Annotated in this window: 25 protein-coding genes; 16 read left to right on the top strand and 9 right to left on the bottom strand. The window is 71.8% G+C overall.

From position 1 onward, the window contains the following. Positions 1–3: 3 nt before the first annotated feature. Positions 4–1,254 (bottom strand): polyhydroxyalkanoate depolymerase, encoded by a 1,251-nt coding sequence (phaZ, locus tag ACYVP9_RS20935; RefSeq protein ID WP_460606890.1) that lies wholly within the window; start codon positions 1,252–1,254, stop codon positions 4–6. A 236-nt stretch (positions 1,255–1,490) separates the two neighbouring features. On the opposite strand from phaZ, the gene ACYVP9_RS20940 reads away from it, so the two are divergent. Genes ACYVP9_RS20940 through ACYVP9_RS20955 form a run of 4 tightly spaced genes read left to right on the top strand, consistent with a single transcriptional unit; the run spans position 1,491 to position 4,670 of the window. After that, positions 1,491–2,492, top strand: a complete 1,002-nt coding sequence (locus ACYVP9_RS20940; RefSeq protein WP_460606891.1) for a Rossmann-fold NAD(P)-binding domain-containing protein — start codon at positions 1,491–1,493, stop codon at positions 2,490–2,492. Continuing rightward, positions 2,489–3,661 (top strand): phosphotransferase family protein, encoded by a 1,173-nt coding sequence (locus ACYVP9_RS20945; protein WP_460606892.1) that lies wholly within the window; start codon positions 2,489–2,491, stop codon positions 3,659–3,661. The genes ACYVP9_RS20940 and ACYVP9_RS20945 overlap by 4 nt, the downstream gene beginning before the upstream one ends. Further along, positions 3,658–4,251 (top strand): TetR/AcrR family transcriptional regulator, encoded by a 594-nt coding sequence (locus ACYVP9_RS20950; protein ID WP_460606893.1) that lies wholly within the window; start codon positions 3,658–3,660, stop codon positions 4,249–4,251. Before ACYVP9_RS20945 ends, ACYVP9_RS20950 begins: the two co-directional genes overlap by 4 nt. Continuing rightward, complete coding sequence (locus ACYVP9_RS20955; protein WP_460606894.1) at positions 4,248–4,670, top strand: nuclear transport factor 2 family protein; 423 nt, start codon at positions 4,248–4,250, stop codon at positions 4,668–4,670. The genes ACYVP9_RS20950 and ACYVP9_RS20955 overlap by 4 nt, the downstream gene beginning before the upstream one ends. An 80-nt stretch (positions 4,671–4,750) precedes the next feature. Here the strand turns inward: ACYVP9_RS20955 and ACYVP9_RS20960 are convergent, their stop codons facing one another. Further along, entirely contained in the window at positions 4,751–5,308 is a 558-nt protein-coding gene (locus tag ACYVP9_RS20960; RefSeq protein ID WP_460606895.1) for a TetR/AcrR family transcriptional regulator, read from the bottom strand. Positions 5,309–5,392: 84 nt separating this feature from the next. Between ACYVP9_RS20960 and ACYVP9_RS20965 the strand changes: the two genes are divergently transcribed. Genes ACYVP9_RS20965 through ACYVP9_RS20975 form a run of 3 tightly spaced genes read left to right on the top strand, consistent with a single transcriptional unit; the run spans position 5,393 to position 7,768 of the window. Then, entirely contained in the window at positions 5,393–6,532 is a 1,140-nt protein-coding gene (locus ACYVP9_RS20965) for an aromatic ring-hydroxylating oxygenase subunit alpha (RefSeq protein ID WP_460606896.1), read from the top strand. Next, a complete protein-coding gene (locus tag ACYVP9_RS20970) occupies positions 6,516–7,268 on the top strand; it encodes an enoyl-CoA hydratase/isomerase family protein (protein WP_460606897.1) in 753 nt (250 codons plus the stop codon). Before ACYVP9_RS20965 ends, ACYVP9_RS20970 begins: the two co-directional genes overlap by 17 nt. Beyond that, a complete protein-coding gene (locus ACYVP9_RS20975) occupies positions 7,265–7,768 on the top strand; it encodes a nuclear transport factor 2 family protein (protein WP_460606898.1) in 504 nt (167 codons plus the stop codon). Before ACYVP9_RS20970 ends, ACYVP9_RS20975 begins: the two co-directional genes overlap by 4 nt. A gap of 63 nt (positions 7,769–7,831) precedes the next feature. Here the strand turns inward: ACYVP9_RS20975 and ACYVP9_RS20980 are convergent, their stop codons facing one another. Genes ACYVP9_RS20980 through ACYVP9_RS20990 form a run of 3 tightly spaced genes read right to left on the bottom strand, consistent with a single transcriptional unit; the run spans position 7,832 to position 10,689 of the window. Further along, positions 7,832–8,341, bottom strand: coding sequence for a DinB family protein (locus ACYVP9_RS20980; RefSeq protein WP_460606899.1), 510 nt, complete (start codon positions 8,339–8,341; stop codon positions 7,832–7,834). After that, complete coding sequence (locus ACYVP9_RS20985; RefSeq protein WP_460606900.1) at positions 8,341–9,417, bottom strand: hypothetical protein; 1,077 nt, start codon at positions 9,415–9,417, stop codon at positions 8,341–8,343. Before ACYVP9_RS20985 ends, ACYVP9_RS20980 begins: the two co-directional genes overlap by 1 nt. Before the next feature lie 9 nt (positions 9,418–9,426). After that, a complete protein-coding gene (locus tag ACYVP9_RS20990; RefSeq protein WP_460606901.1) occupies positions 9,427–10,689 on the bottom strand; it encodes a PspC domain-containing protein in 1,263 nt (420 codons plus the stop codon). 124 nt (positions 10,690–10,813) lie between these two features. Here ACYVP9_RS20990 and ACYVP9_RS20995 point away from each other — a divergent pair, with 124 nt between their 5' ends. Further along, entirely contained in the window at positions 10,814–12,025 is a 1,212-nt protein-coding gene (locus ACYVP9_RS20995; protein WP_460606902.1) for an ATP-binding protein, read from the top strand. Next, complete coding sequence (locus ACYVP9_RS21000; RefSeq protein ID WP_460606903.1) at positions 12,022–12,657, top strand: transcriptional regulator; 636 nt, start codon at positions 12,022–12,024, stop codon at positions 12,655–12,657. Before ACYVP9_RS20995 ends, ACYVP9_RS21000 begins: the two co-directional genes overlap by 4 nt. Here the strand turns inward: ACYVP9_RS21000 and ACYVP9_RS21005 are convergent. Beyond that, complete coding sequence (locus ACYVP9_RS21005; protein ID WP_460606904.1) at positions 12,654–12,938, bottom strand: chorismate mutase family protein; 285 nt, start codon at positions 12,936–12,938, stop codon at positions 12,654–12,656. The genes ACYVP9_RS21000 and ACYVP9_RS21005 overlap by 4 nt on opposite strands. Before the next feature lie 276 nt (positions 12,939–13,214). Between ACYVP9_RS21005 and pcrA the strand changes: the two genes are divergently transcribed. Further along, positions 13,215–15,566, top strand: a complete 2,352-nt coding sequence (gene pcrA, locus ACYVP9_RS21010; protein ID WP_460606905.1) for a DNA helicase PcrA — start codon at positions 13,215–13,217, stop codon at positions 15,564–15,566. A gap of 20 nt (positions 15,567–15,586) precedes the next feature. Here pcrA and ACYVP9_RS21015 read toward each other — a convergent pair whose 3' ends face one another. The 3 genes from ACYVP9_RS21015 to ACYVP9_RS21025 all read right to left on the bottom strand — a co-directional run bounded on the left by ACYVP9_RS21015 (position 15,587) and on the right by ACYVP9_RS21025 (position 18,410). Then, positions 15,587–16,240, bottom strand: coding sequence for a thymidine kinase (locus ACYVP9_RS21015; protein ID WP_460606952.1), 654 nt, complete (start codon positions 16,238–16,240; stop codon positions 15,587–15,589). Positions 16,241–16,274: 34 nt separating this feature from the next. Next, positions 16,275–16,949 carry a hypothetical protein gene (locus ACYVP9_RS21020; protein WP_460606906.1) on the bottom strand — a complete coding sequence of 225 codons (675 nt, stop codon included), beginning with the start codon at positions 16,947–16,949 and terminating at the stop codon, positions 16,275–16,277. Between the two features lie 666 nt (positions 16,950–17,615). Continuing rightward, positions 17,616–18,410, bottom strand: coding sequence for a vWA domain-containing protein (locus tag ACYVP9_RS21025; protein ID WP_460606907.1), 795 nt, complete (start codon positions 18,408–18,410; stop codon positions 17,616–17,618). An 81-nt stretch (positions 18,411–18,491) separates the two neighbouring features. Between ACYVP9_RS21025 and ACYVP9_RS21030 the strand changes: the two genes are divergently transcribed. The 6 genes from ACYVP9_RS21030 to ACYVP9_RS21055 all read left to right on the top strand — a co-directional run bounded on the left by ACYVP9_RS21030 (position 18,492) and on the right by ACYVP9_RS21055 (position 25,103). After that, complete coding sequence (locus ACYVP9_RS21030; RefSeq protein ID WP_460606908.1) at positions 18,492–18,917, top strand: cobalamin B12-binding domain-containing protein; 426 nt, start codon at positions 18,492–18,494, stop codon at positions 18,915–18,917. 97 nt (positions 18,918–19,014) lie between these two features. Continuing rightward, positions 19,015–20,181 carry a succinate--CoA ligase subunit beta gene (gene sucC / locus ACYVP9_RS21035; RefSeq protein ID WP_460606909.1) on the top strand — a complete coding sequence of 389 codons (1,167 nt, stop codon included), beginning with the start codon at positions 19,015–19,017 and terminating at the stop codon, positions 20,179–20,181. Between the two features lie 5 nt (positions 20,182–20,186). Further along, entirely contained in the window at positions 20,187–21,062 is an 876-nt protein-coding gene (sucD, locus tag ACYVP9_RS21040; protein WP_460606910.1) for a succinate--CoA ligase subunit alpha, read from the top strand. A 192-nt stretch (positions 21,063–21,254) separates the two neighbouring features. Beyond that, on the top strand, positions 21,255–21,998 hold the full coding sequence (locus tag ACYVP9_RS21045; RefSeq protein ID WP_460606911.1) for a hypothetical protein: 744 nt from the start codon (positions 21,255–21,257) through the stop codon (positions 21,996–21,998). A gap of 235 nt (positions 21,999–22,233) precedes the next feature. Continuing rightward, a complete protein-coding gene (locus tag ACYVP9_RS21050; RefSeq protein ID WP_460606912.1) occupies positions 22,234–23,571 on the top strand; it encodes a hypothetical protein in 1,338 nt (445 codons plus the stop codon). A gap of 98 nt (positions 23,572–23,669) precedes the next feature. After that, positions 23,670–25,103 (top strand): cell division protein PerM, encoded by a 1,434-nt coding sequence (locus tag ACYVP9_RS21055; RefSeq protein ID WP_460606913.1) that lies wholly within the window; start codon positions 23,670–23,672, stop codon positions 25,101–25,103. Position 25,104 lies beyond the last annotated feature (1 nt).

Consider the following 25,104-nt stretch of genomic DNA (forward strand, 5'->3'; position numbering starts at 1 on the left):
GCCCTACGTGCTGTGGGGGACGGCGTCGCGGTGGACGAAGTCGCGCAGCACCGGATAGACGTCGTTGGTCCACTTGCTGCCCGCGAAGACGCCGTAGTGACCGACGCCGGCCTGCAGGTGGTGCGCGTGCTCGCCGGGCTCGAGGCCGCTGAACAGTTCGTGCGCGGCGCGGGTCTGGCCCGGCGCGCACAGCTCGTCGTTCTCGGCCTCGATCGTCAGCAGCGCGGTGCCGGTGACGCGTCCGGGCTGCACCGGACGTCCCCGGTAGGTCAGCTCGCCCTTGGCGAGCAGGTCCTTCTGGAAGATGCGCTCGACGGTCTCGAGGTAGAAGTCGGCCGACATGTCGAGGACCGCGTAGTACTCGGCGTAGAACTCGCGGGCCCGGCGGCTCGAACGGCTCTGGCCGCTCGCGATGCTGCGGTAGATGTCCCGCCCGGACTTGAGGTGGCGCGACATGTTCAGCGACATGAAGCCGCCGACCTGCAGGAAGCCTGGGTACACCGCGCGACCGCGGCCGGCGTAACGCCAGGGCACCGTCGTCGTGCAGCGCCGGTACCAGCTCAGCGGCTGCTTGTAGGCCAGCTTGTTGATGAGCGTCGGGTTCGCGCGCGTGTCGATCGGCGAGGCCATCAGCGTCAGCGTGCGCGGCTGTGCGGCGTCGCCCTCGGCGGCGAGCGCGGCGGTGGCCATGACCGCGGGAACACCCGGTTGGCACACCGCGAACAGGTGGACGTCCGAACCGTCGGCCGCCATCGCCCGCAGGAACCGCACGAGGTGGTCGACGTACTCGTCCAGGCCGAAGCGGCCCTGCTCGAGTGGGATGTCCCGCGCGTTGTGCCAGTCGGTGATGTACACGTCGTGGTCGCGCAGCATCGTGCGGACGGTCGGCGTGAGCATGGTGGCGAAGTGACCGGACATCGGCGCGGCGATGAGCACCTTCGGCAGTCCGGTCGCGCCCGGCTGCGCGAAGTGCAGCAGCGAGGCGAACGGAGTCTCGTCCTCGACGACCTGCGCGACGGGCTCGCCGTCGATGCCGAGCAGCGGGTCGTCGGTGGTGCCGAAGCGCGGGCGGGTGTGGGTGAGCTGGGCCCCGACGACGACGCTGCTCGCGGCGGTCAGGTGCCGCACGAGACCGTTCTCGCGCACCGAGGGCGGGCTGGCCTGCAGCAACTTGAGGGTGACGGCGGAGCCGAGGCGAGACGGCGCGCTCAGCGCCCGGTTCGCCTCGTACGCCGAGTACAGCCAGTGGTCCACTCGAGGACTCCCGCGGGTCGGGTGGTGCCGGTCACCACGTCCGGAAGTCTAGGCGTGAACCGCGAGCCTGCCCAGCGTCCGTGATCGGACTAACTAGATAGCAACTTCAGTTTTGACGGCGCCGCAGGCCCGTGAATACGGGTGAGTAACAACAGATGTCGTTGACTAAGCCGCTCGTGCCGTGTGACGATCCGTTCCGGCGTGGGACGAAACGTCCCACAGATCGAGGGAGCGCGATGCGGTCACTGGTGCTCGGCGGCTCGACCTTCGTCGGACGGCGGCTGGTGCGCCGGCTCGTGGCGGACGGTGATGAGGTCACCGTCCTCAACCGCGGCCGCACCGCCAGCGACCTGCCCGCCGGGGTCGACCGTCTCGTCGCCGACCGCACCGACGCCGAATCGATGCGCGCCGCGCTCGAGGGCACCGAATGGGACGCCGTGCACGACGTCTCGGGCTTCGTGATGGTGGCCGGCGGGTCGCCCATCGGCGACCTGCTCGCGCTGCTCGACGGCCGCGTCGGCGCCTACGTGTTCGTCTCCTCGATCATGGCCTACGCGCCGCGCCCGGTTTTCCCGTGGACGGAGGACGGGCCCACCTCCACCGAGCCGGTGGCGAAGTACGGCGGGTTCAAGGCGTTCGCCGAGCGGACGATCCTCGAGCGCCATGCCGCCACGGGTTTCCCGGGCTCGGTCGCCCGGCCGGCGGCCATCTACGGGCCCGACAACAACATCCACGACATGGAGACGGCGATGTTCCTGCGGCTGCGCCGCGGGCTGCCGGTGCTGCTGCCGCACGGCGGGCTCGTCGCCGGCAACTACGGGCACGTCGACGACCTGTGCGCGCTGCTCGCCGCGATGGCGCGCGAACCCCGCGCGGCCGGCGAGGTCGTCAACGCCACCGGCGACGCGATCACGTCCGCGGGGTACGTCCGCATGCTCGCCGACGTCGTCGGCGCCGAGGCAGACGTCCGGCTCCTGCCGGACGAGCTCATCGGCAGCGAGGGAGCGCCGCTGTTCGGCCATCTGTTCCACGCGCGGCACCATGCCGTGCTCTCGACGGAGAAGGCGCGCCGCGACCTCGGCCTGCCCGAGGCGCGTGACCTCGGCACCGGCCACCGCGAGACCTACGAGTGGTTCTGCTCGACCGGGCTCGTCGACGCGCCCGACACGCTGTCCGACCCGGTCTGGGGTGCGGGCTACGACTTCGCCGCCGAGGCGCGCGTGGCGGCACGGCTGTGACGGCGTTCCTCGGCCGCGACGAGATCCGCGACGCCTACGAGCGCGCGCAGGCACACGACCTGACGCCGGTCGAACGGCGACGCTGGCAGCTGGTGCTCGAGCACGCGGACGCCCGTCCGAAGATCGGTGGGTCCGGTCGCGACCGGCTCGCCGCCGAGGTCGCCGCGGCGGCGCCGCTGCTGGAGCTGTTCACCGGCCACCACCGCGACCCCGAGGGCGGGCCGCCGCCGCTCGACCCGGAGCTGGTCGAGCGGCTGCGCGTCTGGTTTGCCACGCGCTCGCTGACGTTGCGGCAGGTGTCCGTGATCGCGGGCGGGTTCAGCCGGTTGATGCTCGACGCGCGGTGGGACGACGCCGACGGCGGCTCCGGCCACGGCGTCGTCCGCGTCGAGCAGGGCGGGCTGTTCGCCACCGACGGCGCGCGCGAGGTCGCCGTCATGCGGGCGGTCGCCGCGCACGGCTACCCGGTTCCCGAGGTGCTGTGGCAGGAGCCCGATCCGGGCGCGCTCGGCCAGCCGTTCTTCGTGATGAGCTTCGTGGCCGGCGCCGCCCGTACGGACGCCGACGGCGTCGACGACGTGGTGCGCTCGCTGGCCGCGTTGCACGCCCTCGACGCCGCGGACGAGCTCGCGGCGCTCGACGGGCTGGCGGGCCGGCCGCCGGAGGCGTTGCTCGCGGGTCAGCTCGACCGGTGGCACGCGGTGTACCGCGAGGCCCTCGCCGACGAGCTGCCGGTGCTGGAGGAGTGCTTCGAATGGCTGCAGGCCCGGCTGCACCCGACCGGCCCGTCCGTCGCGGTCCACGGCGACCCCGGGCCCGGCAACGTGCTGCAGGACGCCAGGGGCGTCACCGCGGTCATCGACTGGGAGTTCGCGCACGCCGGCGACCCGGCCGAGGACTGGGCCTACCTCGCGCTCATCCGCGGCCGGCGGATCGCCGGTCCCGACGAGTGGAAGCAACGCCTGCGCCGCGTGGTCGACATCGGCTACGACGAGGCGACGTGGCGCGCATGGGAGACCTACAACCAGGTGAAAGGAGCGTGCGTGAACCTCACCGCCCTCGAGGTCTTCCGGACCTCGCCGAACCCGACGCCCGACCTGCTCGCCATCGGCACCGCCGTGCACCTGCGCTTCCTCGCCCGGGCCGTCGAACTGGTCGACCGCCCGTGACCGCCGTCGAGGACCCGCGCGTCACCGCCAACCGTGAGGCGGTGCAGGGCGCGGCGCTGCAGCTGCTCGCCACGCACGGCATCGCCGGGCTGACCGTCGATCGCCTGGCCGAGGTGTCGGGCGTCTCGCGCAGCACGATCTACCGCCGCTGGCCGGACCTGTCCGTGCTCGTCGTCGCCGCCTTCGACGCCGTCGTGCACGAGCAGGCGGCCGCCGACAGCGCGCTGCCGCGCGACCCCAAGCAGGCCCTGCTCGCCTACCTGCGCGACTACGCCCGGCGCCTCAACGACCCCGTGTACGCGACCGTGCTCGTCGTGATCACCGAGTGGGCGTGGCGTGACCCGTCTTTTGCGCGCAAACACGCGAACACGTTCGACCAGAGCCGGTCCAGGGCGATGCGCATCGTGCAGAGCGGACGCAAGGCCGGCGTGTTCCGTCACGATCTCGACGCCGGGCAGGCCGTCGAGGACCTCGTCGCCCCGTTCTTCTACCGACGCATCGTGCAACGACGGCGCATCGGGGAGGACGAGGTCCGGCGACTTCACCGCAGACTCGTTCACGACTTCACCACAGGGGAGAGCACGCGATGACCGACGACCTGACCACCGAGCGCATCGAGGTCACCACGGCGCTGTTCGCAGCGTGGTCCAGCGGGGACCTCGACGCGCCGCACGCGTACTTCGCCGACGACGGGGTGCTGTGGGACTCCGTCGGCGGCGAGTACCGCGGCTGGCCCGCGATCAGGGGATACTTCGAGCACGGCCTGCGGCGCTATCCCGACCTCGTGCTCGAGCCCACCGGCGACTTCTGGTCGCGTCCGGACGGTCTCGCGCTGCTGTGGACGATGACCGGCACGCAGACCGACGAGAGTCTCGGCACCGAGTTCGTCGGCCGCCGCTGGAGCGTCGAGGGCCTCTCCTACCTCGTCTTCGACGGCCTCACCGTCACGCTCGAACGCGACTTCCACGACAAGGGCCAGCGCGAGCGCTCCCTCCGCTGTGGATGTTGATGGACGGACGGCGGCAGGGCGACGCCCGCCCATGAAGATCGGCGTCGGGTGGGTTCGAACGGCGGCGGGTGCGGCGGGTGTCAGACCTGAGGGGCGAGCCGGGCCAGCCCGTCCGCCAGCAGCCGGCGCTGGCGCCGGGCGGAGTTCGTCGCCGGGTCGAACACCGCCTGCAGGGCGATGCCGAGCATCAACGACACGAGGTGGTGGGCGGTCTGCGCGCGGCCGGGGCCGGTGAGCAGCCGCTCGACACGGCCGCGGGCGCGGCCGACGTGCCCGTCCTGGACGGCCGCGAGCTCGGGGTCGCTGACCGCCACGCCCCAGAAGGCGATGATGACGCGCCAGTCGTCGAGCCGCTCGGCGTCCATCGGCAGCCAGGCCTCGAGACACTGCTGCACCCCGGCGCCGTCCGCGATCGCCTTCTCGAAGCGGACGGACGTCCGGGTGGCCGTCGCGCGCAGCGTCGACAGCAGCAGGTCGCGCTTGTCGGTGAAGTAGGTGCTGACGATGGCGGTGCTCGTGCCGGCCAGCTCGGCGACGCGGCGGAAGGTCAGGGCGGTGACGCCTTCGGCCGCGACGACCCGCGCCGCGAGTTCGGTGACGTGGGCGCGTTGCGCGTCGCGGTCGACCTGGATCGGCATGCGGCCATCCTGCCCCGTCCGACCAAGCCTGACAATCGTCATCTGACGCTTGTCATATGACAGCTGTCATGTCACGGTGGGCCTATGGTCCACGTCCCCACCCGAGGAACCGGTCCGCTGCGATTCGGTCCCGAGGTGCCGATGGTGCCCGACATCGGCACGGGCAGCGTCCCCGCCGAGGTCTACACCGACCCCGCCCGCTTCGAGCGCGAGCGCGAGACCGTGCTGCGCCGCAGCTGGCAGGTGATGTGCCGCTCGTCCGAGCTGGCGAAGCCGGGCGACTTCGTGGTGTGGGAGGGGCACGGCGAGACTGTCGTTCTCACCCGCCGCCGCGACGGCGGCACGGCCGGCTTCCACAACGTGTGCCAGCACCGCGGCGCCCGCATCGTCGCCGAGCCCTCGGGTTGTGCCCGCCGGTTCACCTGCCGGTGGCACAGCTGGGTCTACGACCTCGAGGGGTCCGTCGTGGGCGTTCCCGACCGGGAGGACTTCGACGAGAACGAGCTCGACGGTCTCGCCGCGCCCGCCGTCGAGACGGCCGAGTGGGGTGGCTGGGTGTGGGCGGTGCTCGCCGGTCCTGGTGTCGCGCCGCCGTTGCTCGAGTGGCTGGGCGACGACATCGTCACGGACCTCGGCGCGTACCGCATGCAGGACATGAAGCTCGTCGAGAAGCTCGTGTGGGACGTGCCGGTGAACTGGAAGGTCGTCGTCGACGCCTTCAACGAGAACTATCACGCCGCCCACCTGCACGCGAAGAACACGAAACCGCAGGACGTGCGCGACGGGCGCTTCAGCACCTACTTCGTGCTCGGGCGGCACGGCATGATGGTCATCCCCTACAAGGGGGTGCTCGAGCGGTTGCGCGAGACCCTCGACCACCAGAGCCTGGCCATCTGCCACTACACGCTGTTCCCGACCGCGGTGTTCAACTGCAACCCGAACCACATCCAGCTGTTCCGCTCGGTGCCGATCTCGGTCGACCGCAGCCGCTTCGAGTGCTGGGAGCTGCAGTACCCGGACGGAGACGACGAGTACGACACCAAGGTCGACGAGCACTGGGGCCGGCTCAAGGGCGTCGTCGCCGAGGACGTCGAGATGTGGGACGAGCTCGCGGCCACGCGTGACTCGTACGGCTATCGTCGCAACATCCTCAACGACCGCGAGTGCAAGATCACCGCGTTCCACCGCAGCGTGCAGGAGATGCTGGATGACCCCCGTGACTGAGGTCGTGCGTCGCGAGATCGACGGCGCCGTCGCCACCCTGACCCTCGAACGTCCGGACGCGCTCAACGCGCTGACGATCGAGCTGCTCGAGCAGCTCGGCGACGCGCTCGAGTCGCTGCCTGACGACGTGGCCGTCGTCGTCCTCACCGGAGCAGGGCGGGCGTTCAGCGCCGGCGTCGACCTCAAGGCCCTGGGCGAGCGTCGCATCGAGAACGGCATGGTCGGCGACGTGCTCGACCTGCCCGCGCGCAGGGTGATCGAGCTGATCACCGGCGGCGACCGCGTCGTCGTCGCGAAGGTCAACGGCGCCTGCTTCACCGGCGCGCTCGAACTCGCGCTCGCCTGCGACATCGTGATCGCCGCGGACGAGGCCAAGTTCGGCGACACGCACGCCAAGTTCGGGCTGCGCCCGACCTGGGGCATGAGCCAGCGGCTGCCGTTCCTGCTCGGCGCCGCGCGCGCCCGGCTGCTGTCGTACACCGCGGCGACCTTCACCGGGCGCGAGGCGGCGCAGTGGGGACTCGTCGCACGCTCAGTGCCCCGCGACGAGCTCGACGCCACGGTCGCCGGCCTCGTCGAGGGCATCGTGGCCAACAGCCACGGGTCGCTGCGGGCCTACAAGGACCTGTACCGAGCCGCCGAGCGGCTGAACCTCACCGACGGCCTCGCCTACGAGGCGGCCACCGGGTACGTCATCGACGACACCGAGTCACGCGTCGCGGGCTTCCGGAAGTGAGTCTCGAACAGCGCATCGCGCGGCTCGAGGCCCGGGCCGAGATCGCCGAACTGCTCGTCCGCTACACGCTGGTCATCGACGACCACGACTTCGAGGCGCTCGGCGAGCTGTTCACCGACGACGCCGTCTTCGGCTCGCCCGGCGGCGCGCAGACCGGCCGCGACGCCATCGTCGCCAACTACCGGTTGCGCGGCGAGCAGTACCCGATCAGCCTGCACGTCGCCCGCGGGCTCGTGCTCGATTTCGACGACGACGATCACGCGCGTGGCCAGGTGCCCGGCTTCTCCGAACAGGCGTCGGACCAGCACTCGATCGTCACCGCGTTCCGGTACGACGACGAGTACGTCCGCGTCGACGGACGCTGGCGCTTCGCCGCCCGCCGGGTGCGGACGCTCTACGCGCTGTCGCATGCCGAGCTGGCGTCCGGCGGTCTCGGATGGGAGCTGCGCAAGCGGTGGCCGCACCGCGAGCCGTCCCGCGCCGAACTGCCACCCACCTGACCGCTTCCCCTGCCGTGTGGTCGATTCCGGCCGCGGAATTCGACCGGAGCGCAGGGGAAGGTGTCAGACGGCGCGGCCGGTGTACGCGATCAGTCGCTGCAGCGGGGTCGCGTCCGCCGGAGGAGCGACCTCGGGCCCGTAGGCCTTGCCGCGACGGGCTTCGACGATGTGCGGCGCCACCGCGAGCAGGTGGTCGACGACCTCGTCGTCGACCGCGAAGGGGGCGCCGACGGCGGTGGCGAGGTCCCAACCGTGCACGACGAGCTCCATCGGGACGATCGCGGCCGCGTGGATCGCGGGCAGTGGGCCGCGCAGGTCGACCTCGCCGTCCAACCCGCGTCGCCGCCAGGCGTCGAGAGCGGCGGGGACCAGCTCGTCCAGCGGGTCGGACTGCCGCAGTTCCGCGCCCGCCAGCCCGCCGAGGCGCACCATGGCGAGGTGCAGGTGGTCGACCACCCCGTCGACGGTGAGGTCCGGGCACGGGGTCGGCCGCGCGCCGTCGTCCGGCCCGAGCCGGTCGAGCACGGCGCGGCACGCCGCCCACGCCGGCGGTGTCGCCGAGAAGACGTCCATCAGGAGATCACCACGCATTCGTAGTGGGCGAGGCCGGTGGCGCCGTCCGCATCGGTGAGCCGCACGAAGCTCTCGGCCCAGGCGTGCTCGAACTCGAAGTCCTCGCCGCCCGCGTCGACGACCTTCGTCGGGTGCGAGACGTCCCAGACCTCGCCCTCGGCGTGGTACTCGCCGCGGTAGACGCCCTGCCCGAGACCGTCGTCGAAGCCGCCGAAGTACCCGCCGCCCTGGCAGTACACCCAGCCGAGGTCCTCGACGGTGTAGGCGTGCTCGCCGCCGTCGGCGTCGGTCAGGCGGACGCTCCCGCCGCGCAACCGCTGCCCGCCGTCGTGGAAGTCCAGGTCGGTGACGACGGACGTCACCGGCACGACGCGGTCGGGGTACAGCAGCGCGCCCTTGCCCGAGGCGCGGCGTCCGCTCGGGTCGACGAACCAGAAGCCGCCGTGCCGCGGCAGGTCGAACAGCACCCACTGGCGCACGCCCGGCGCACGGCGCCGGTGGCCACTGGGCGCGGAGTAGGTGCGCGGACCGCCCCGTCCCGGTTGGTACCCCCACGAGTGGTTGCGGAAGAACCGTCCGCCGATCAGGTCGACGCGCTCCCCGTCGACCTCGACCCATCCCTCGCACGTGCCCGTCACCTCGTAGGTGAGCCGCTCGCTGACGAGCCGTCCGTCGTGCCGCGTCACCTCGACCGGGTCCTCGTACGGCAGGCCGTTGGTGCGGCAGGTGAGGTCGAGCGCGACACCGAACTCGTTCTCGTCCAGCACGAGGCGGACGGTGCGCAGCGGCTCGACGATCTCGAGCCGCAGCGGGCCGACGACGAGGTCCTCCATGCGCGGGCGCAGCCGCCGGGACACCCGCACGTTGTGCTGGCGCCCCTCGTGGCGCACGCACACGAACCCGTCCATCACGTCGGTGTTCGAGTACAGCCGCAGGTTCGACGTCAGCGCGACGCGGCCGTCCGCGTCGGCGACGCACACGTAGTGCCCGTCGTTCCAGGACGTGTCGCTGCCACCCACTCCCGCGAACGTCGCGGTGACCTGGTGGAACGGGTACTCGTCGTGGCCCAGCAGCACGGCGGCAGCCTACTGACCGCGCACCACGTCGACCTGCCCGTCCGCGAGGTGCACGTCGACGACGACCAGCGCGCCGGTCGCGTTCGCGGGCGCAGGAGAGACGGTCGAGAGGCCGGCACCGTTGTCGCGGTCGTCGTCGCCGGACGGCCCGGGGCGCAGGTCGATGCGGCCGAGGTGCACGTTCGCCTCGACGCGGACGTTGGCGTCGGCCGGCACCAGCACCCGGATCTGCCCGGCCGCGGCGGTGACACGCACGGTGGTCGGCGTCGTCTGCGCCGGCAGCGAGCGCAGGTCGAGCGTGCCCTTGCCGAAGGCCAGCCGGTACTCCGACTGCGGGCGCTGCGTGGGCGTCCAGGTGCGCTCGCCGGCGCCGTCGGTGAAGCTCGCGTGGCTGCCGCCGAAGGCGACGAGACCGGCGACGGTCAGCGGCAGCAGCGACACGATCGACCACGGCGTGCGGCGCAGTGCCATGCCGACGAGCAGGCCGCCGCCGACGAAGCCGAGGGCGGTCCAGAAATAGACGGGGATGCCGATGCGGCTCACCGCGTCGACGACGCCCAGCACGACCAGCGTGGCGCCCAGCCCGACGAGCACGGTGATCTTCACCGGCAGCGCGCGGCGCCGGCGGGCGCGGCGGGCCGCCGCGGCCTCGTCCCACCAGCGCCGGGTCTCGGCGACCCACACCGGCGTGCCGTCCGGCTCGGCCGCGGCCGGAGGTTCCTCGGCCGGTCCGGCGGACGGTGCGGACGGTGCAGACGGTGCAGACGGTGCAGACAGTGCGGACGGTGCGGACGGTTTCGTCAGGTCCACCGGCGCCCCGGTCGTGGCGCCCGGCCGCGCCTGCAACTCGCGCCGGCCGAACACGACGACCAGCAGCACGACCACGCCCACGACCGGGAAGAACGGTCCCGGCAGCCACCAGCTGAACGCCGCGGCCCAGATGACGACGCCGATGACGACGGCGACCACCCACGGCGGGATGTTGCGACGGCGCAGCTGCGCGATCCACCCGTCGATGGGGGCGTGTGCGGTGCCCCGCTCGGGAATCGCCGCCCAGGCGAGCAGGTAGGCGATGATGCCGGCCCCGCCGAAGAACGCCGACGTCGCGAACAGCACCCGGAACAGCACCGGGTCGACGCCGAAGTACTCGCCCAGCCCGGAGCACACGCCCGCGGCGACGCGGCCCTTGCGGCTGCGGCGCAGCGTGCGGCCGTCCTGCGGGGACGACGGCGGGGGAGGCGTCGGGGTGGCGGGCATGTCAGTCGTGGTCATGCCGACGAGCGTGACGCCGGGCGGCCGTCCGGCACATCGGGCGCGTCCCTGAAGCCCACCCCGAAACCCGGTCTCCGGGGAGAGCCTGATGCGCCCGTCCGGTCATGACGGCGAAGATAGTGGCGTGACCGCGACCGTCCCGCCCGCGCCTGCGGTGGCGCGCCGCCTCACGCGGCGTCCGGGCGACGGCAGGGTGCTCGGGGTCGCGACCGCGATCGCCGACCACGTCGGGGCGCCGGTGAACGCGATCCGGCTCGCGTTCGTCGGGCTCGCGTTCGCGGGCGGCCTCGGCGTCGCGCTCTACGGGGTCTACTTCATCGTCCTGCCGGTCGAGGGTCGTCCCGACCGGCCCCGCATCGCGCGTGTCCTCGAAGGCGTCTTCGCGACCGTCGTCGCGACGGTCACGGTCGCCATCGCCGCCCGCACCCTGCCGCAGGCCGGGTTCGTCGTCCCGGCGATGCTGGCGTTGCTGGGCGGCGCGCTCATCTGGCGGCAGGCGACGGACGCCGACCGGTTGCGCCTGATCTCGATGTCGCGCTCGTCGCTGGAGGCCGGCCCGCTCGACTGGCGCGGACGGTTGCGCATGCTCGCCGGCGTCGCGCTCGTCGCCGCGGGCGCGGTGTTCGTGCTCGCCCGCGCCGACGTGACCGCCGTCCGCGACGGGCTGGTCGCGGTGGTCGTCGCGATCGTCGGCATCGCCCTGGTGACCGGACCGTGGTGGATGCGCACGGTGTCGCAGCTCTCGGCCGAGCGGGAGGAGCGCGTCCGCAGCCAGGAGCGTGCCGACATCGCCGCCCAGCTGCACGACTCGGTGCTGCAGACGCTGGCGCTGATCCAGCGCAACGCCGAGTCGCCCCGCGAGGTCGCCCGGCTCGCCCGGGGACAGGAACGCGAACTGCGGACGATGCTCTACGCCGACCGCCGGGCGGCGGCCGGCCAGTTCGCCGACCGGTTGCGCTCGGTCGCCGCCGAGGTCGAGGACGCGTACGCGATCTCGGTCGAGGTGGTGGTCGTCGGCGACGCCGTCCTCGACGACACCCTGGCCGCCGCCGCGGCCGCCGCCCGCGAGGCCCTCGTCAACGCGGCCAAACACGCGAAGGTCGAGTCGGTCTCGCTGTACGCCGAGATCGAGGCGGACGAGGCGAGTGTGTTCGTCAAGGACCGGGGCGCCGGGTTCGAACTCGACGAGGTGGCCGACGACCGGCAGGGCGTCCGAGGCTCCATCATCGGACGGGTCGAACGGCACGGCGGCCGCGTCCGCATCCGCACGTCACCGGGCGGCGGCACCGAGGTGGGGATACACATGCCCCGCCGCAGCAGCGAGGGGGAATCGTGACGAGCGTCGTGCTGGTCGACGACCACGGCATGTTCCGCGCCGGCGTGCGCGCCGAGCTGGGAGAACGGGTCGAGATCGTGGGGGAGGCGGGGTCTGTCGCCGAAGCCGTCGCCGTCATCACCGCGCGCCGCCCGCAGGTCGTCCTGCTCGACGTGCACATGCCCGACGGCGGCGGGCTCGCCGTGCTCGAGGCCGTCGGCGACACGCTGCCCGACACCCGCTTCCTCGCGCTGTCGGTGTCGGACGCCGCCGAGGACGTCATCGCCGTCATCCGCGCCGGCGCCCGCGGCTACGTCACCAAGACGATCTCCGCGTCCGACCTCGCCGACGCCGTGACGCGGGTGGCCGACGGCGACGTCGTCTTCAGCCCGCGGCTCGCCGGCTTCGTGCTGGACGCGTTCCGCGACGCGCCGGTCATGCCGTCCGTCGACCCCGAGATCGACCAGCTGACGCCCCGCGAGCGTGAGGTGCTGCGCCTGCTCGCGCGCGGCTACGCCTACAAGGAGATCGCGTCCGAGCTGTTCATCTCGATCAAGACGGTCGAGACGCACGCCTCGAACGTGCTGCGCAAACTGCAGCTGTCCAGCCGCCACCAGCTGACGAAGTGGGCGGCCGACCGGCGGATGCTCTAGCGGGCGCCCCGGCAGACGCGCAGGATCGCGTCGGCCAGGTCGGGTCCCTGCGGGCCGAGGGCGGCGCGGTAGGCGTCCATGATCACGCGCTCGCGGCCGAGCTGCACGCGGGTGCCGCCGGCGTTCATGCGGGCGGTCTGCACGCGCGACGAGAGCTTCGCCCGCTCGGTCACGAGACGCATGATCGCCTCGTCCAGCGAGTCGATCTGGTGGCGCAGCACGGCGATGGTCTCGGCCGCGTCGTCGTGCGTGGCGGGGGTCTGGGCGTCGGTCACGGTCATCGGAGTCCTCTGGTCGATCGGGCGATCCTCGGCCCCACGCCGGACCCGGACACGAAAAAACCCCGGGCATCGGCCCGGGGCGTCGGTTGGTGGTGCGTCAGCCGGCGTCGGGCACGTACACGTACCCGTAGAAAAATCGCGCGCCGCTGGTCACGGGGCGATGGTGTCACGCCGTCCCAGCCCGCGACAACCTCGTCCCAAGCACTGGGACGGACCCCGGGCGCCCGTCCACAGGGCCGGAGGATGTCGGCGTCCGCCCGTAGGCTGGGCTACGCGATGAGTCAGCCCGTCCTGTTCCCCACCGATCCGAGCTCCGACGCCGGCGCGGCCCTGCTCGAGGGCCTCAACCCGCAGCAGCGCGCGGCGGTCGTGCACGAGGGCGGCCCGCTGCTCATCGTGGCCGGCGCGGGGTCGGGCAAGACCCGCGTCCTCACCCATCGCGTGGCCTACCTGCTCGCCGAGCGCGGCGCCACCCCGGGCCAGATCCTCGCCATCACGTTCACCAACAAGGCCGCCGGCGAGATGAAGCACCGCGTGGCCTCGCTCGTGGGCAACCGGGCGCGCGCGATGTGGGTGTCGACGTTCCACTCGATGTGCGTGCGGCTGCTGCGTGCCGAGGCGAAGCACCTCGAGCTGAAGACCTCGTTCTCGATCTACGACGCCGACGACTCGAAGCGGCTGCTGACGCTCGTCGGCCGCGAGCTCGACCTCGACCCGAAGCGCTACCCGGCCCGCTCGCTGTCGGCGCAGATCAGCAACCTCAAGAACGAGCTGGTGACCGCCGAGGCCTGGCACGAGAAGGCGAGCGGCGCCGCCGAGGAGGTGCTGGCGAAGGTCTACACGCGCTACCAGACCCGGCTGCGCGAGGCGCACGCCCTCGACTTCGACGACCTCATCATGACGTCGGTGCGGCTGCTGCAGACGTTCCCCGACGTCGCCGACCACTACCGCCGGCGGTTCCGGCACGTGATGGTCGACGAGTACCAGGACACCAACCACGCGCAGTACATGCTGGTGCGCGAGCTGACGATGCCCGAGCCGGGTGCGCCCTACGAGCCCGCCGAACTGGCCGTCGTCGGAGACGCCGACCAGTCGATCTACGCGTTCCGGGGTGCGTCCATCCGCAACATCCTCGAGTTCGAGCGCGACTACCCCGACGCGACCACGATCATGCTCGAGCAGAACTACCGCTCGACGCAGACGATCCTCAACGCGGCCAACGCCGTCATCTCGCGCAACCCCGACCGCCGTCCGAAGAACCTGTGGTCGGACGCCGGCGCGGGCGAGAAGATCAGCGGCTACGTCGCCGAGAACGAGCACGACGAGGCCGCGTGGGTCGCGCAGCGCATCGACGAGCTCGGCGACGCGGGCGAGGCCAAGCCGCAGGACGTCGCGGTCTTCTACCGCACGAACGCGCAGTCCCGTGTGTTCGAGGAGGTGTTCATCCGCGTCGGCCTGCCCTACCGCGTCGTCGGCGGTGTGCGCTTCTACGAGCGCAAGGAGATTCGCGACGCGCTCGCGTACCTGCGGGTCATCGCGAACCCCGACGACCTCGTGTCGCTGCGCCGCATCCTCAACACCCCGCGCCGTGGCATCGGTGACCGCGCCGAGGCGTGCGTCGAGGTGTTCTCCGAACAGGAGCGCATCTCGTTCACCACCGCGCTCGAGCGGGCCGACGTCGTCCCCGGCCTGGCGCCGCGCTCGCTGAACGCGATCCAGGAGTTCACGTCCCTGATGACCCAGCTGCGGGGCATGGCCGCCGGTCCCGACGGCGTGCCCGGCGCGATCCTCGAGGCGGTGCTCGACCGCACCGGGTATCTGCGCGAGCTCGAGCAGAGTCGCGACCCGCAGGACGAGTCGCGCGTCGACAACCTGCGCGAGCTCATCAACGTCGCCCGCGAGTTCGAGGAGCAGCGCGCGTCGATCGACGAGGAGCCCACGCTCGACGCGTTCCTCGAACAGGTGTCGCTGGTGGCCGACGCCGACTCCATCCCCGACGCCGAGGGCGGCGTCATCACCTTGATGACGCTGCACACCGCGAAGGGCCTCGAGTTCCCCGTCGTGTTCCTGACCGGTCTCGAGGACGGCGTGTTCCCGCACATGCGCACGCTCGGCGACCCCGGCGAGATGGCCGAGGAGCGCCGGCTCGCCTACGTCGGCATCACCCGGGCGCAGCACCGGCTCTACCTCTCCCGGGCCCTGTCGCGGTCGTCGTGGGGCGCGCCGCAGTGGAACCCGCCCTCGCGCTTCCTCGACGAGGTGCCGGCCGAGCTCGCGCAGTGGACGGGCGCGGTCGACCGGCAGCCGTTCGTCAACGCGTACGGCGACGGCGGCGGGTCCGCCGGCGAACCGCCGTCGCGCTACGGCGACCACGGCTACCGCTCCCGCGGCCGGCGGCCGTCCGCCCAGGAGCAGCTGGCCGCGTCCGGACGGTTGCGCGGCGGCGTCGGCAACCGGGCCATCCCGTCGCTCGACGCCGGCGACCGCGTCACCCACGACGCCTTCGGTCTCGGCACCGTCGTCGCCACCCGCGGGGCGGGCGAGGGCACGCAGGCGCAGATCGACTTCGGTGGCGACACCGGCGTCAAGTGGCTGATGCTGCGCTACGCGCCGGTGCAGAAGCTGTAGGCCCTCCCGGGCCCGGACGGTTACGCGAAGGGCAGCGGGATCGGGGTGCGCGACACGGCCTGCGCCCGGGCCGCCGTCAGGCGCTTGCGGTGGTGCTGCCGGCACAGCACCTCGTAGCCGACGGTGCCCGAGCCGGACGTGTCGTTCATGTCGCCGACGACCACGACGTCGCCCTCGACGACCATCTCGCCGTCGACGGTCCGCGCGTTGTGGGTGGCGCGGCGGCCGCACCAGCACAGCGACTCGACCTGCAGCGCGTGGGTGTGGTCGGCCAGCTCGACCAGCCGGGCGGAGCCCTCGAACAAGCGGGTGCGGAAGTCGGTGAGGATGCCGAAGCAGAACACGTCGATGTCCAGGTCGTCGGCGATCGCGGCGAGCTGGTCGACCTGCTCGATCGAGTAGAACTGGGCCTCGTCGCAGATGACGTAGTCGATGCGGGCGCCGGCGAGCGCGAGGCGGTCGACGACGTGGTCCCAGAAATCGAAGCCGGGGCCGACCTCGATCGCGTCCGCGGCGAGCCCGAGCCGGGACGAGATCATCGACTCGCCCGCCCGGTCGTGGGACGTGAACAGCAGGCCCACCCGGCCACGGGCGGCGTGGTTGTGGTTCGTCTGCAGCGCGAGCGTCGACTTCCCGGCGTCCATCGTGCCCGTGTAGAAGTGCAGCGCCGCCACCTGCGGCATCCTGCCAGGCAGACGACGGCTGATCTCAGCTGCCCTTGGCGAAGACTCGCTTGGCGTGGCGGCTAGGGCTGAGCACTTTCAGCTTGTAGGGGCACGTCTCGCCGGTGAGGTTGGAGTAGGCGTTGATAGCGCGCTCGGCCGCGTTCTGCGCCTGCTCCAGGCCGCTGGTACGAGCGCCTCGATTCCGCAGCAATGCAGAGTAAAAGGCCGATGAGAAGACGGTGCCCTCGTACCACCCAACCTGACGAGACGTCCCTATGTAGGCGATATCGCCCTGAAGACAGTCACGAACAGCCCGCTGCCACACGCCTGTAACCGTGCTGCATCCGTCGGCGATGACGGCCGGCGTGCGTATGCCGCGCTGGTATTCCTCAGACCACTCCGCGAGTGCTGACAAAGAAACGCTGGTCTCGTTATCCGAGGAGTGGAACATGGGTTCCTCAGACTGATCTCCATGCGCTTGAATGTGCAAGACGGAACAGCGGCTGGTCATCGCGCTGAACACTGTGTCCAGGTCGCGGGAACGGATGAAGTCGCCGTCCACTGCTCGGACGCGCTCGTCTTCATGGTAGTCGGCGTTCAGGCTGTTGAAGAGGCTCTCGGCGGCCTGCATCGAGGCATTGAACGCGTTGTCCAAACCAATGTCGAGCAGGGTGATTCGCCGATTCTTCACTGCGAGGACCTCCCTGGTGGCGAACACGAAACGCGGGTGCTTTCGTGAATGATCTTTTTCAGTGAGTAGCGGGCCTGGCCCCTCGCCGCAACTCGAAGGCCCGCCCTTCCCCGGTGCGGAGCCAACTGGCGACGTTCACCCTGCGGCCGCTCGGGTGTTGCGACCGCGCCGTGAGCGCCCGTGGCCGGCTTACGCAACGTGGGCCTCGGGGGACGGGTACGACCTGTGGCTGCTCGGGCCCGTCGGATGGCACCGCCGCATGGTGGGCCCGAGCGCCGGCGACCCCGACGTCGTGCTGCGGACGTCCGCCGACGGGCGCTGCGAGCTCACCGTGACCAACCGCGCCCGTACGTCATCGAGATCGACGTAGGGCACCCGACGTATGCGGGAGCGGCGGAGGTACGGCTCCCGGTGCGTAGCGGGCGCGCGGCTCGGCACCGCTTCTCGGTGCCCGCGGCCTGCACTGTTACGGCGTGGTCTTCCGCGTCCGGTTGACGGCGTGTTCCTGTGGCTCTTCGGCGGCCGGGTCAAAGACCGCGCCGTGGCAGTCTCCAACCCCGCCATCGGCACCAAAGGACGGCCGTCCGATGACTGGCAGCTTGCGCGTTTCACTGGCGGGTTGCACCGCTAACTGGACGACATTAACGAACCAGTCAGCCCCCGACCGTGCCAGTCAACCTACGGGGGGACCGGTCAGCGGCGGGTGACGCCGAGGCGGCGCGCCTCGGGCAGCCACGAGGTGAAGAACTCGGAGATGATCGCGTCGAAGAACTGCTGGTCGGTCATCTCGAGGGTGTCCTTGAACTCGGTCAGGCCGACGTTGTCGACGACCCGTCCGCCCATCGTGTCGAGCTGCTCGAGGAATCTCGGCGAGTAGCCGAGCCCGATGAACTGCCAGAAGATCGGACGGGCCGCGGCCTCGACGAGCAGTCGCACGGTCTCGGCCTGGTCGGCGGGGGCGCCGTCCGTCACGAAGATGACGAACTTGGGCGGTTCGTCCTTCTCCGCCTCCAGTCGCGTCGGGTCGGGACCGGCGGGGGCGGGGACGTCCGCCTGACCGCGTCCGAACAGCTTCTTGCGCCGTTGGGCCTTCGGCGGGCTGCCGAGGATGTTGCGGATGGTGGGGCCGTACGCGGTGCCGCCCATGCGGTTGCCGGACATCCACTGGTCGACGAAGCCCTGGTAGTTCGAGCGGTCGACGGCCTCGGGCGGGAACGCCTGGTGGTGGAAGAAGTGAACGGGCACCACACCGTCGTCGTCCAGGCCGGACAGGCTGAGGGCCAGCGCGCGCTCGACGACGGTCTGCACCTCGCCCGGCTCACCGTTCCGCCCGCGGTAGCGGCCCATCATGCTGCCGGAGTAGTCGATGGCGATCTCGACCTGGGCGACGAGCTCGCCGAGGTCGATGCCGCGCGACTGCTGCGTCTTCAGCAGGCTGATGAGCGACGCCTCGGCGTCGGCCGTCCGCTTCTCGAGGGAGATGGTCATGAGCCCGATGATGCAGCACCGACTTGTGCGGAGGGACGCACATCACGTGACGACCGTCGCCGCCCGGAATACGCTCCCCCTGTGGCCGACCGCATCCGAATCGTCATCGCCAAGCCCGGTCTCGACGGGCACGACCGTGGTGCCAAGGTGATCGCGCGAGCCCTGCGCGACGCCGGCATGGAGGTCGTGTACACGGGCCTGCACCAGACGCCCGAGCAGATCGTGCAGACGGTGATCCAGGAGGACGCCGACGCCGTCGGGCTGTCGGTGCTCTCCGGCGCGCACATGACGCTGTTCAAGCGCACCCTCGAGCTGCTGCGGGAGAACGACGCCGAGGACGTCGTCGTCTTCGGCGGCGGCATCATCCCCGAGGAGGACGTCCCCGTCCTGAAGGAGATGGGCGTCGCGACGGTGTTCACGCCGGGCGAGGCGAAGATGGACGAGATCGTCGCCTGGGTGCGCGAGAACGTCGGCGGTCTGACCGGCGCCGAGCCCGGCGGTGCGTGAAGCCGGTCTCAGCACGGCACCCCGCCCTGCGGCGTCTCGCTAGGGTCCGAAAGTTTCCGGTAGCAGCAACCATTCGCGAGAACGGAACTGAATCAGCGTGGATCTGTTCGAGTACCAGGCCAAGCAGCTCTTCCAGGACCACGGCGTGCCCGTGAGTCTCGGCGAGGTCGTGACCACCCCGGACGAGGCGCAGGCCGCGGCCGAGCGCATCGGCGGCGTCACCGTCGTCAAGGCGCAGGTGAAGATCGGCGGCCGCGGCAAGGCCGGCGGCGTGAAGGTCGCCAAGACCCCCGGGGACGCCCGCGCCAACGCCGAGCAGATCCTCGGCATGGACATCAAGGGCCACACCGTCCACCGGGTCCTGGTCGACCCCGGGGCGGACATCAAGGAGGAGTACTACGTCTCCTACCTGCTCGACCGCTCCAACCGCACGTTCCTGGCGATGGCGTCCTACGAGGGCGGCATGGAGATCGAGCAGCTCGCCGTCGAGCGTCCGGAGGCCCTCGCCAAGGTGCCGGTCGACGCCATCGAGGGGGTCGACGCCGCCAAGGCGCGCGAGATCGCGGTCGCCGCGAAGTTCCCCGAGGACCTGATCGAGCCCGTCGCGGACGTCCTGGTCAAGCTCTGGGACGTCTTCGTCAAGCAGGACGCCACGCTCGTCGAGGTGAACCCGCTGGCCAAGGTGGGCGACGGCAGCATCGTCGCCCTCGACGGCAAGGTCAGCCTCGACGACAACGCCGACTTCCGGCAGGAGAAGAACGCCGGCTTCGTCGACCAGGACGCCGCCGACCCGCTCGAGGCCAAGGCGAAGGCCAAGCACCTCAACTACGTCAAGCTCGACGGCGAGGTCGGCATCATCGGCAACGGCGCGGGCCTCGTCATGAGCACCCTCGACGTCGTCGCCTACGCCGGCGAGAAGCACAACGGGGTCAAGCCCGCGAACTTCCTCGACATCGGCGGTGGCGCGAACGCGCAGGTGATGGCCGACGGCCTCGACGTCATCCTCGGCGACAGCCAGGTGAAGAGCGTCTTCGTGAACGTCTTCGGCGGCATCACCGCCTGCGACGAGGTGGCCAACGGCATCAAGGGCGCGCTCGAGATCCTGGGCGACCAGGCGACCAAGCCGCTCGTCGTCCGTCTCGACGGCAACAACGTTGACAAGGGACGCGCGATCCTGAACGAGCTGAACCACCCGCTCGTCACCCAGGTCGACACCATGGACGGCGCGGCCGACAAGGCCGCCGAACTGGCCGCGAAGGGCTGAAGCAGATGTCGATCTACCTGAACAAGAACTCGAAGATCATCGTCCAGGGCATCACGGGCGGCATGGGGTCCAAGCACACGACGCTGATGGTCGAGGCCGGCAGCGACATCGTCGGCGGGGTCAACGCCCGCAAGGCCGGCACCGAGGTCGAGCTCGGCGGCAAGACGCTGCCGGTCTACGGCACCGTCGAGGAGGCGATGAAGGAGACCGGCGCCGACGTGTCGGTCGTCTTCGTGCCGCCGGCGTTCACCAAGGACGCCTGCATCGAGGCCATCGACGCCGGCATCGGCCTGCTGGTCGTCATCACCGAGGGCGTCCCGGTGCAGGACACCGCCGAGATGTGGTCGTACCTGCAGGGCAAGAGCACCCGCATGATCGGCCCGAACTGCCCCGGCATCATCACGCCCGAGGAGTCGCTCGCCGGCATCACGCCGCACACCATCGCGGGCAAGGGCCCCATCGGACTGGTGTCGAAGTCCGGAACGCTGACCTACCAGATGATGTACGAGCTCAAGGACATCGGCTTCTCGACCGCCATCGGCATCGGCGGTGACCCGATCATCGGTACCACGCACATCGACGCGCTCGAGGCGTTCGAGAACGACCCCGAGACGAAGGCGATCGTGATGATCGGCGAGATCGGCGGCGACGCCGAGGAGCGCGCGGCCGCCTACATCAAGGAGCACGTCACCAAGCCGGTCGTGGGCTACGTCGCGGGCTTCACCGCCCCCGAGGGCAAGACGATGGGCCACGCCGGCGCGATCGTGTCCGGCTCGTCCGGCACGGCCGCGGCGAAGAAGGAGGCCCTCGAGGCCGCCGGCGTCAAGGTCGGCAAGACGCCGAGCGAGACCGCCAAGCTCATGCGCGAACTGCTGGCCTGACCGACGGGACCTGCGACGCGGACCGCCCACCTGGGCGGTCCGCGTCGTCCGTTAAAGACGCACAAGTGCGAAAAGTCGGGCTAAGTCCTGGCGCAGAAGGTGAGTCCTTGGTTCCGTGTGCGCTCAGCGGCCGCTAACTTTTCGGGTAAGAACGGTTCGACGCCAATATCCGGCTGCCTGAGGAGGCACCCCATGTCCGCGCCACCGCCGCCCCCGCCGCAGAACCCCCCGCCGGGCGGCTACCCGCCCCCCGGTGGCGGTCAGCCCGGCCCCTGGAACGGGCCCGGCAAGCAGGGCTTCGACCCCAAGACCGTGAACCCGCTCGACTGGGCCATCGTCGGCGCCGGGGTCCTCGCCTTCATCTTCTCGCTGTTCCCCTACTACACGATCAGCGCCGACTTCGGCCCGGCGATCGGTGAGCGCAGCGAGAGTGCGACCGCGTGGTCGGGCTTCTTCGGGTGGGCGTCGACGCTGCTCGCGCTCGCGGGCGCCGCCGCCGTCGCCGTCACGCTCTTCGCGCCGCAGGTGAGGCTGCCGAAGCCCGGACGTCTCATCGGGCTCGGTCTGTTCGCCGCCGCGACGCTGTTCGTCATTCTCGCGTCGTTCCTGAACGGCTACGACGACGGTGGTCTCGATCAGGTCGACACCGGTCGCGGCATCGGCTACTGGCTCTCGCTGATCGTCATCGTCGCCGGCCTCGTCCTGTCGCTCATGCGGTTCCAGGCCACCGGCGGTCAGCTGCCCGGCAAGGCGGGCAGCAAGGTCCCGAACATCGGCCACCACGGCCCGCAGGGCGGCATCACCGGCAGCCAGGGCCAGCCGGGTCAGTACGGCCAGCCCGGCCAGGGCGGCCAGCCCGGTCAGTACGGCACCCCGCCCCCGCCGCCGCAGGGCGGCACGCCGCCGCCCCCGCCCGGGTACGGCCCGCCGCAGTAACCCGAAGCACCGATCGGCACCACCCGGTGGCCCGCCGATCACCCGACCGGAGCCGGAGCGCACTGCGCTCCGGCTCCGTCGCGTCCGGGGGTCGGACCGCCGGGCAGGTGGCGCCGGACGCCGACATGGGTAAGCCGTGCCAGGACCTGGGCATGCCCTAGGGTCGGCTGAACACGATCACAACACGGCCGTTCGGCTTCGCATGACGTTTCGCATGACGAGAGGATTCGGTGAGATGACCTACGGTCCCCCCGGTGGGCCCCCTTCCGGCCCGCCGCCTCAGGGCGGGTACGGCCAGCCACAGGGGCAGCCCGGCGGCTACAACCAGCCTCCGCAGGGGCAGCCCGGCGGCTACGGCCCGCCCTCGCAGGGCCAGCCCGGCGGCTACGGCCAGCCCGCCCCCGGCGGTTACGGCGCCCCGCAGCAGGGCGGCCAGCCGGGCGGCTACGGTCAGCCCGGACCGTCGTTCGGCGGTCCGCCCCAGGGCGGTTACGGCCGGCCCGGTGGCGGCAGCAGCTTCAACTTCGCGGCCGTCAACCCGCTCGACTGGGCGGCGATGGGCGCGGCGCTGCTGGCGTTCATCTTCTCGTTCTTCAGCTTCTACACCTACACCGCGCCGACGCAGCGCGTCGGCGACCAGACCTACGGCGGCGACTCCGTCGACCAGAGCGCGTGGGCCGGCTTCTTCGGCTGGTTCGGCGTTCTGCTGGCGCTGCTGGCCGGTGCGGCCGTCGCGCTCGCGGTCTTCGCGCCGCAGGTGAAGCTGCCGGTGCCGGCCCGTGTCGCCGCCCTCGGCGGTTTCGCACTGTCGATCATCTGCCTGTTGCTCGCTCTGCTCGTGACGCCCGACTACAACGGCTACAGCGTCCCCGACAGCGTCGACACCGGCCGCGGGTTCGGCTACTGGGTCACGCTGATCCTGGTCGTGGCCGCCGGCGTCACCGCGTTCCTGGGCTTCCAGAAGAGCGGTGGCGACATCAGCAAGATCTTCGCCGGCTCCGGTGGCGGCCAGCCCGGTGGGTACGGCCAGCCGGGTGGCTACGGCCAGCCCGGTGGGTACGGCCAGCCCGGTGGCTACGGCCAGCCGGGTCACCAGGGTCAGCCGGGCGGCCAGCCGGGTTACGGCGCCCCGCAGGGCGGCTTCGGAGCTCCCGGTGGCGCGCCGCAGTCGCCGCCGTCCCCGCAGGGGTACGGGCAGCCGGGCAGCGGCGGTCCCGGTGGCGGTTACGCGCCGCCGTCGCCCCCGCCCGCCCCGCCGCAGTCGGGTGGGTACGGGCCGCCGTCGCAGCAGGGCCAGCCGGGCCAGCAGCCGGGCCAGCAGTCGGGTCCGCCGTCGAGCAGCCCGTCGCCCGGGTCCTCGTCCGCCCCGGACTTCTCGAAGCGCGACGACGACCGGGACGACGCCCCGCCGCCGGAGTCGGCGCCGGACGAGCAGACCCGCTTCGTCCGCCCGCCGGGTCTGGACAACCCGCCGCAGCCGCCGCAGCAGCAGGGCCCGCCCCCGGGGTACAGCCCCCCGCCGGGCTACACCCCGCCGCCGCAGCAGGGGCCACCGCCGGGTTACGGCCACTGAGGTCGGCACCTGAGAACCTCCGATGCCGGGACGCACACCGCGTCCCGGCATCGGCGCGTCTACGGCCCGATCGCGCTCCGGTTTGCCAGCCTGGAGCGATGCCGTCCGCCCAGCCTCCCGAGCGGCGGACGTCGGCCCGTCCGGCAGTGCGGCCGACCGCGCGCCGCGCGCGCCCGCCGCGCCCGCTGGCGCTGAGCGCCGCCTGGACCGGCGTGGTCAGCGCCCTGGTCGCCTGCGTCGTCGCGGTGGGCACCGTCGCCGTCGTGTGGCTGCCGGCCTCGGGCGGCTCGGGGTCCGGTGACTCGGCGGTGCGCGCCGGGGTGCTCACGTTCCTGGCCGGGCTGCACGGTGGCGTCACCGTCGACGGCGTGCCCACGGCGTTCGTGCCGCTGGGCATCACGTTGCTGATCGTCCTGGTGGCCTGGCGGGCCGGTGCGAGCGTGGTGGCCACCGCCGCGGAACTCGGCGAGACCCGCACCGCGACGCTCGCGCAGGCCGTTCTCGCGCAGTCGGGCGCCTTCGCCGTCACGGCCGCGGTGCTCGCAGGCCTGGGCACGCTGGGCACGAGCAGTGCCTCGGTGCCCGGGGCGCTGGTCGCCGGATTCGTGCTCTGTGCCCTCGCCGCCGGTGGTGCCGTGGCACGGCACGCGGGCCTCGCCGCCGATCTCGTGCCCGCCCGCGCCGTCCGCGTCGTGCGCGGCGCGGTGGCCGTCCTCGCGCTGCATCTCGGCGCCGGCGCGCTGCTCGTCGCGGGTGCCGTCGTGGTCCACCACGACCGGGTGTCGACGCTGACGTCCGAGGTGGGCGGCGGCTTCTCGAGCGTGCCGGTGCTCCTGCTGGGCATCCTGGCCGCACCCAACGCCGTCGTCGCCGCGTCCGGTTACCTCAGCGGAGCCGGGTTCGCGGTCGGTGCCGGCAGCCACGTCGGCCTCACGTCGCACACCACCGGCACCGTGCCGGCGTTTCCGCTGCTCGGCGCGTTGCCCGAGGGCAGCGGCGCCACCTGGCCGGTGTGGGCCCTGGCCGTCGTCACCCCGCTCGCGGGCGGCGTCGTGCTCGCCGTGCTCGCGCGCCGTGGGGCGTCGTCGGTCGAGGCCTGGCGGACGGTCGGCGGGGCGCTCGTGCTCGTGGCCGCCGCCGCAACGGTGTTCGCGTGGCAGGCCGGCGGCGCGGTCGGGAGCGGACGCCTGCACGCGGTCGGGGTGTCGCCCTGGCGGTACGGCCTGCTGCTGGCCGCCGCGATCGGCGTCGTCGCGTCGGCCGTGCTCGGTCTCGCCGCCGCGGTGCAGGGCGCCGTCGGACGCGAACGGGACGAGCGGCCCGGGCTGCGCGAGACGTTCGCCGCGCTCAGCGGGGTCGAGGAGTACGACACCGACCGGTACCGCGACGACCACGATCGGTACGAGGACGAGGACGGGGACGCGCGCACGGACGACGACGACGCGGGCCCGGCAGACGACGCAGACGACGAAGACGACGCAGAGGACGCAGACGCAGAGGACGCCGACGAGCCCGGACGGCGCGCCGGATAGT

This window comes from Jatrophihabitans fulvus (genome assembly GCF_054781375.1).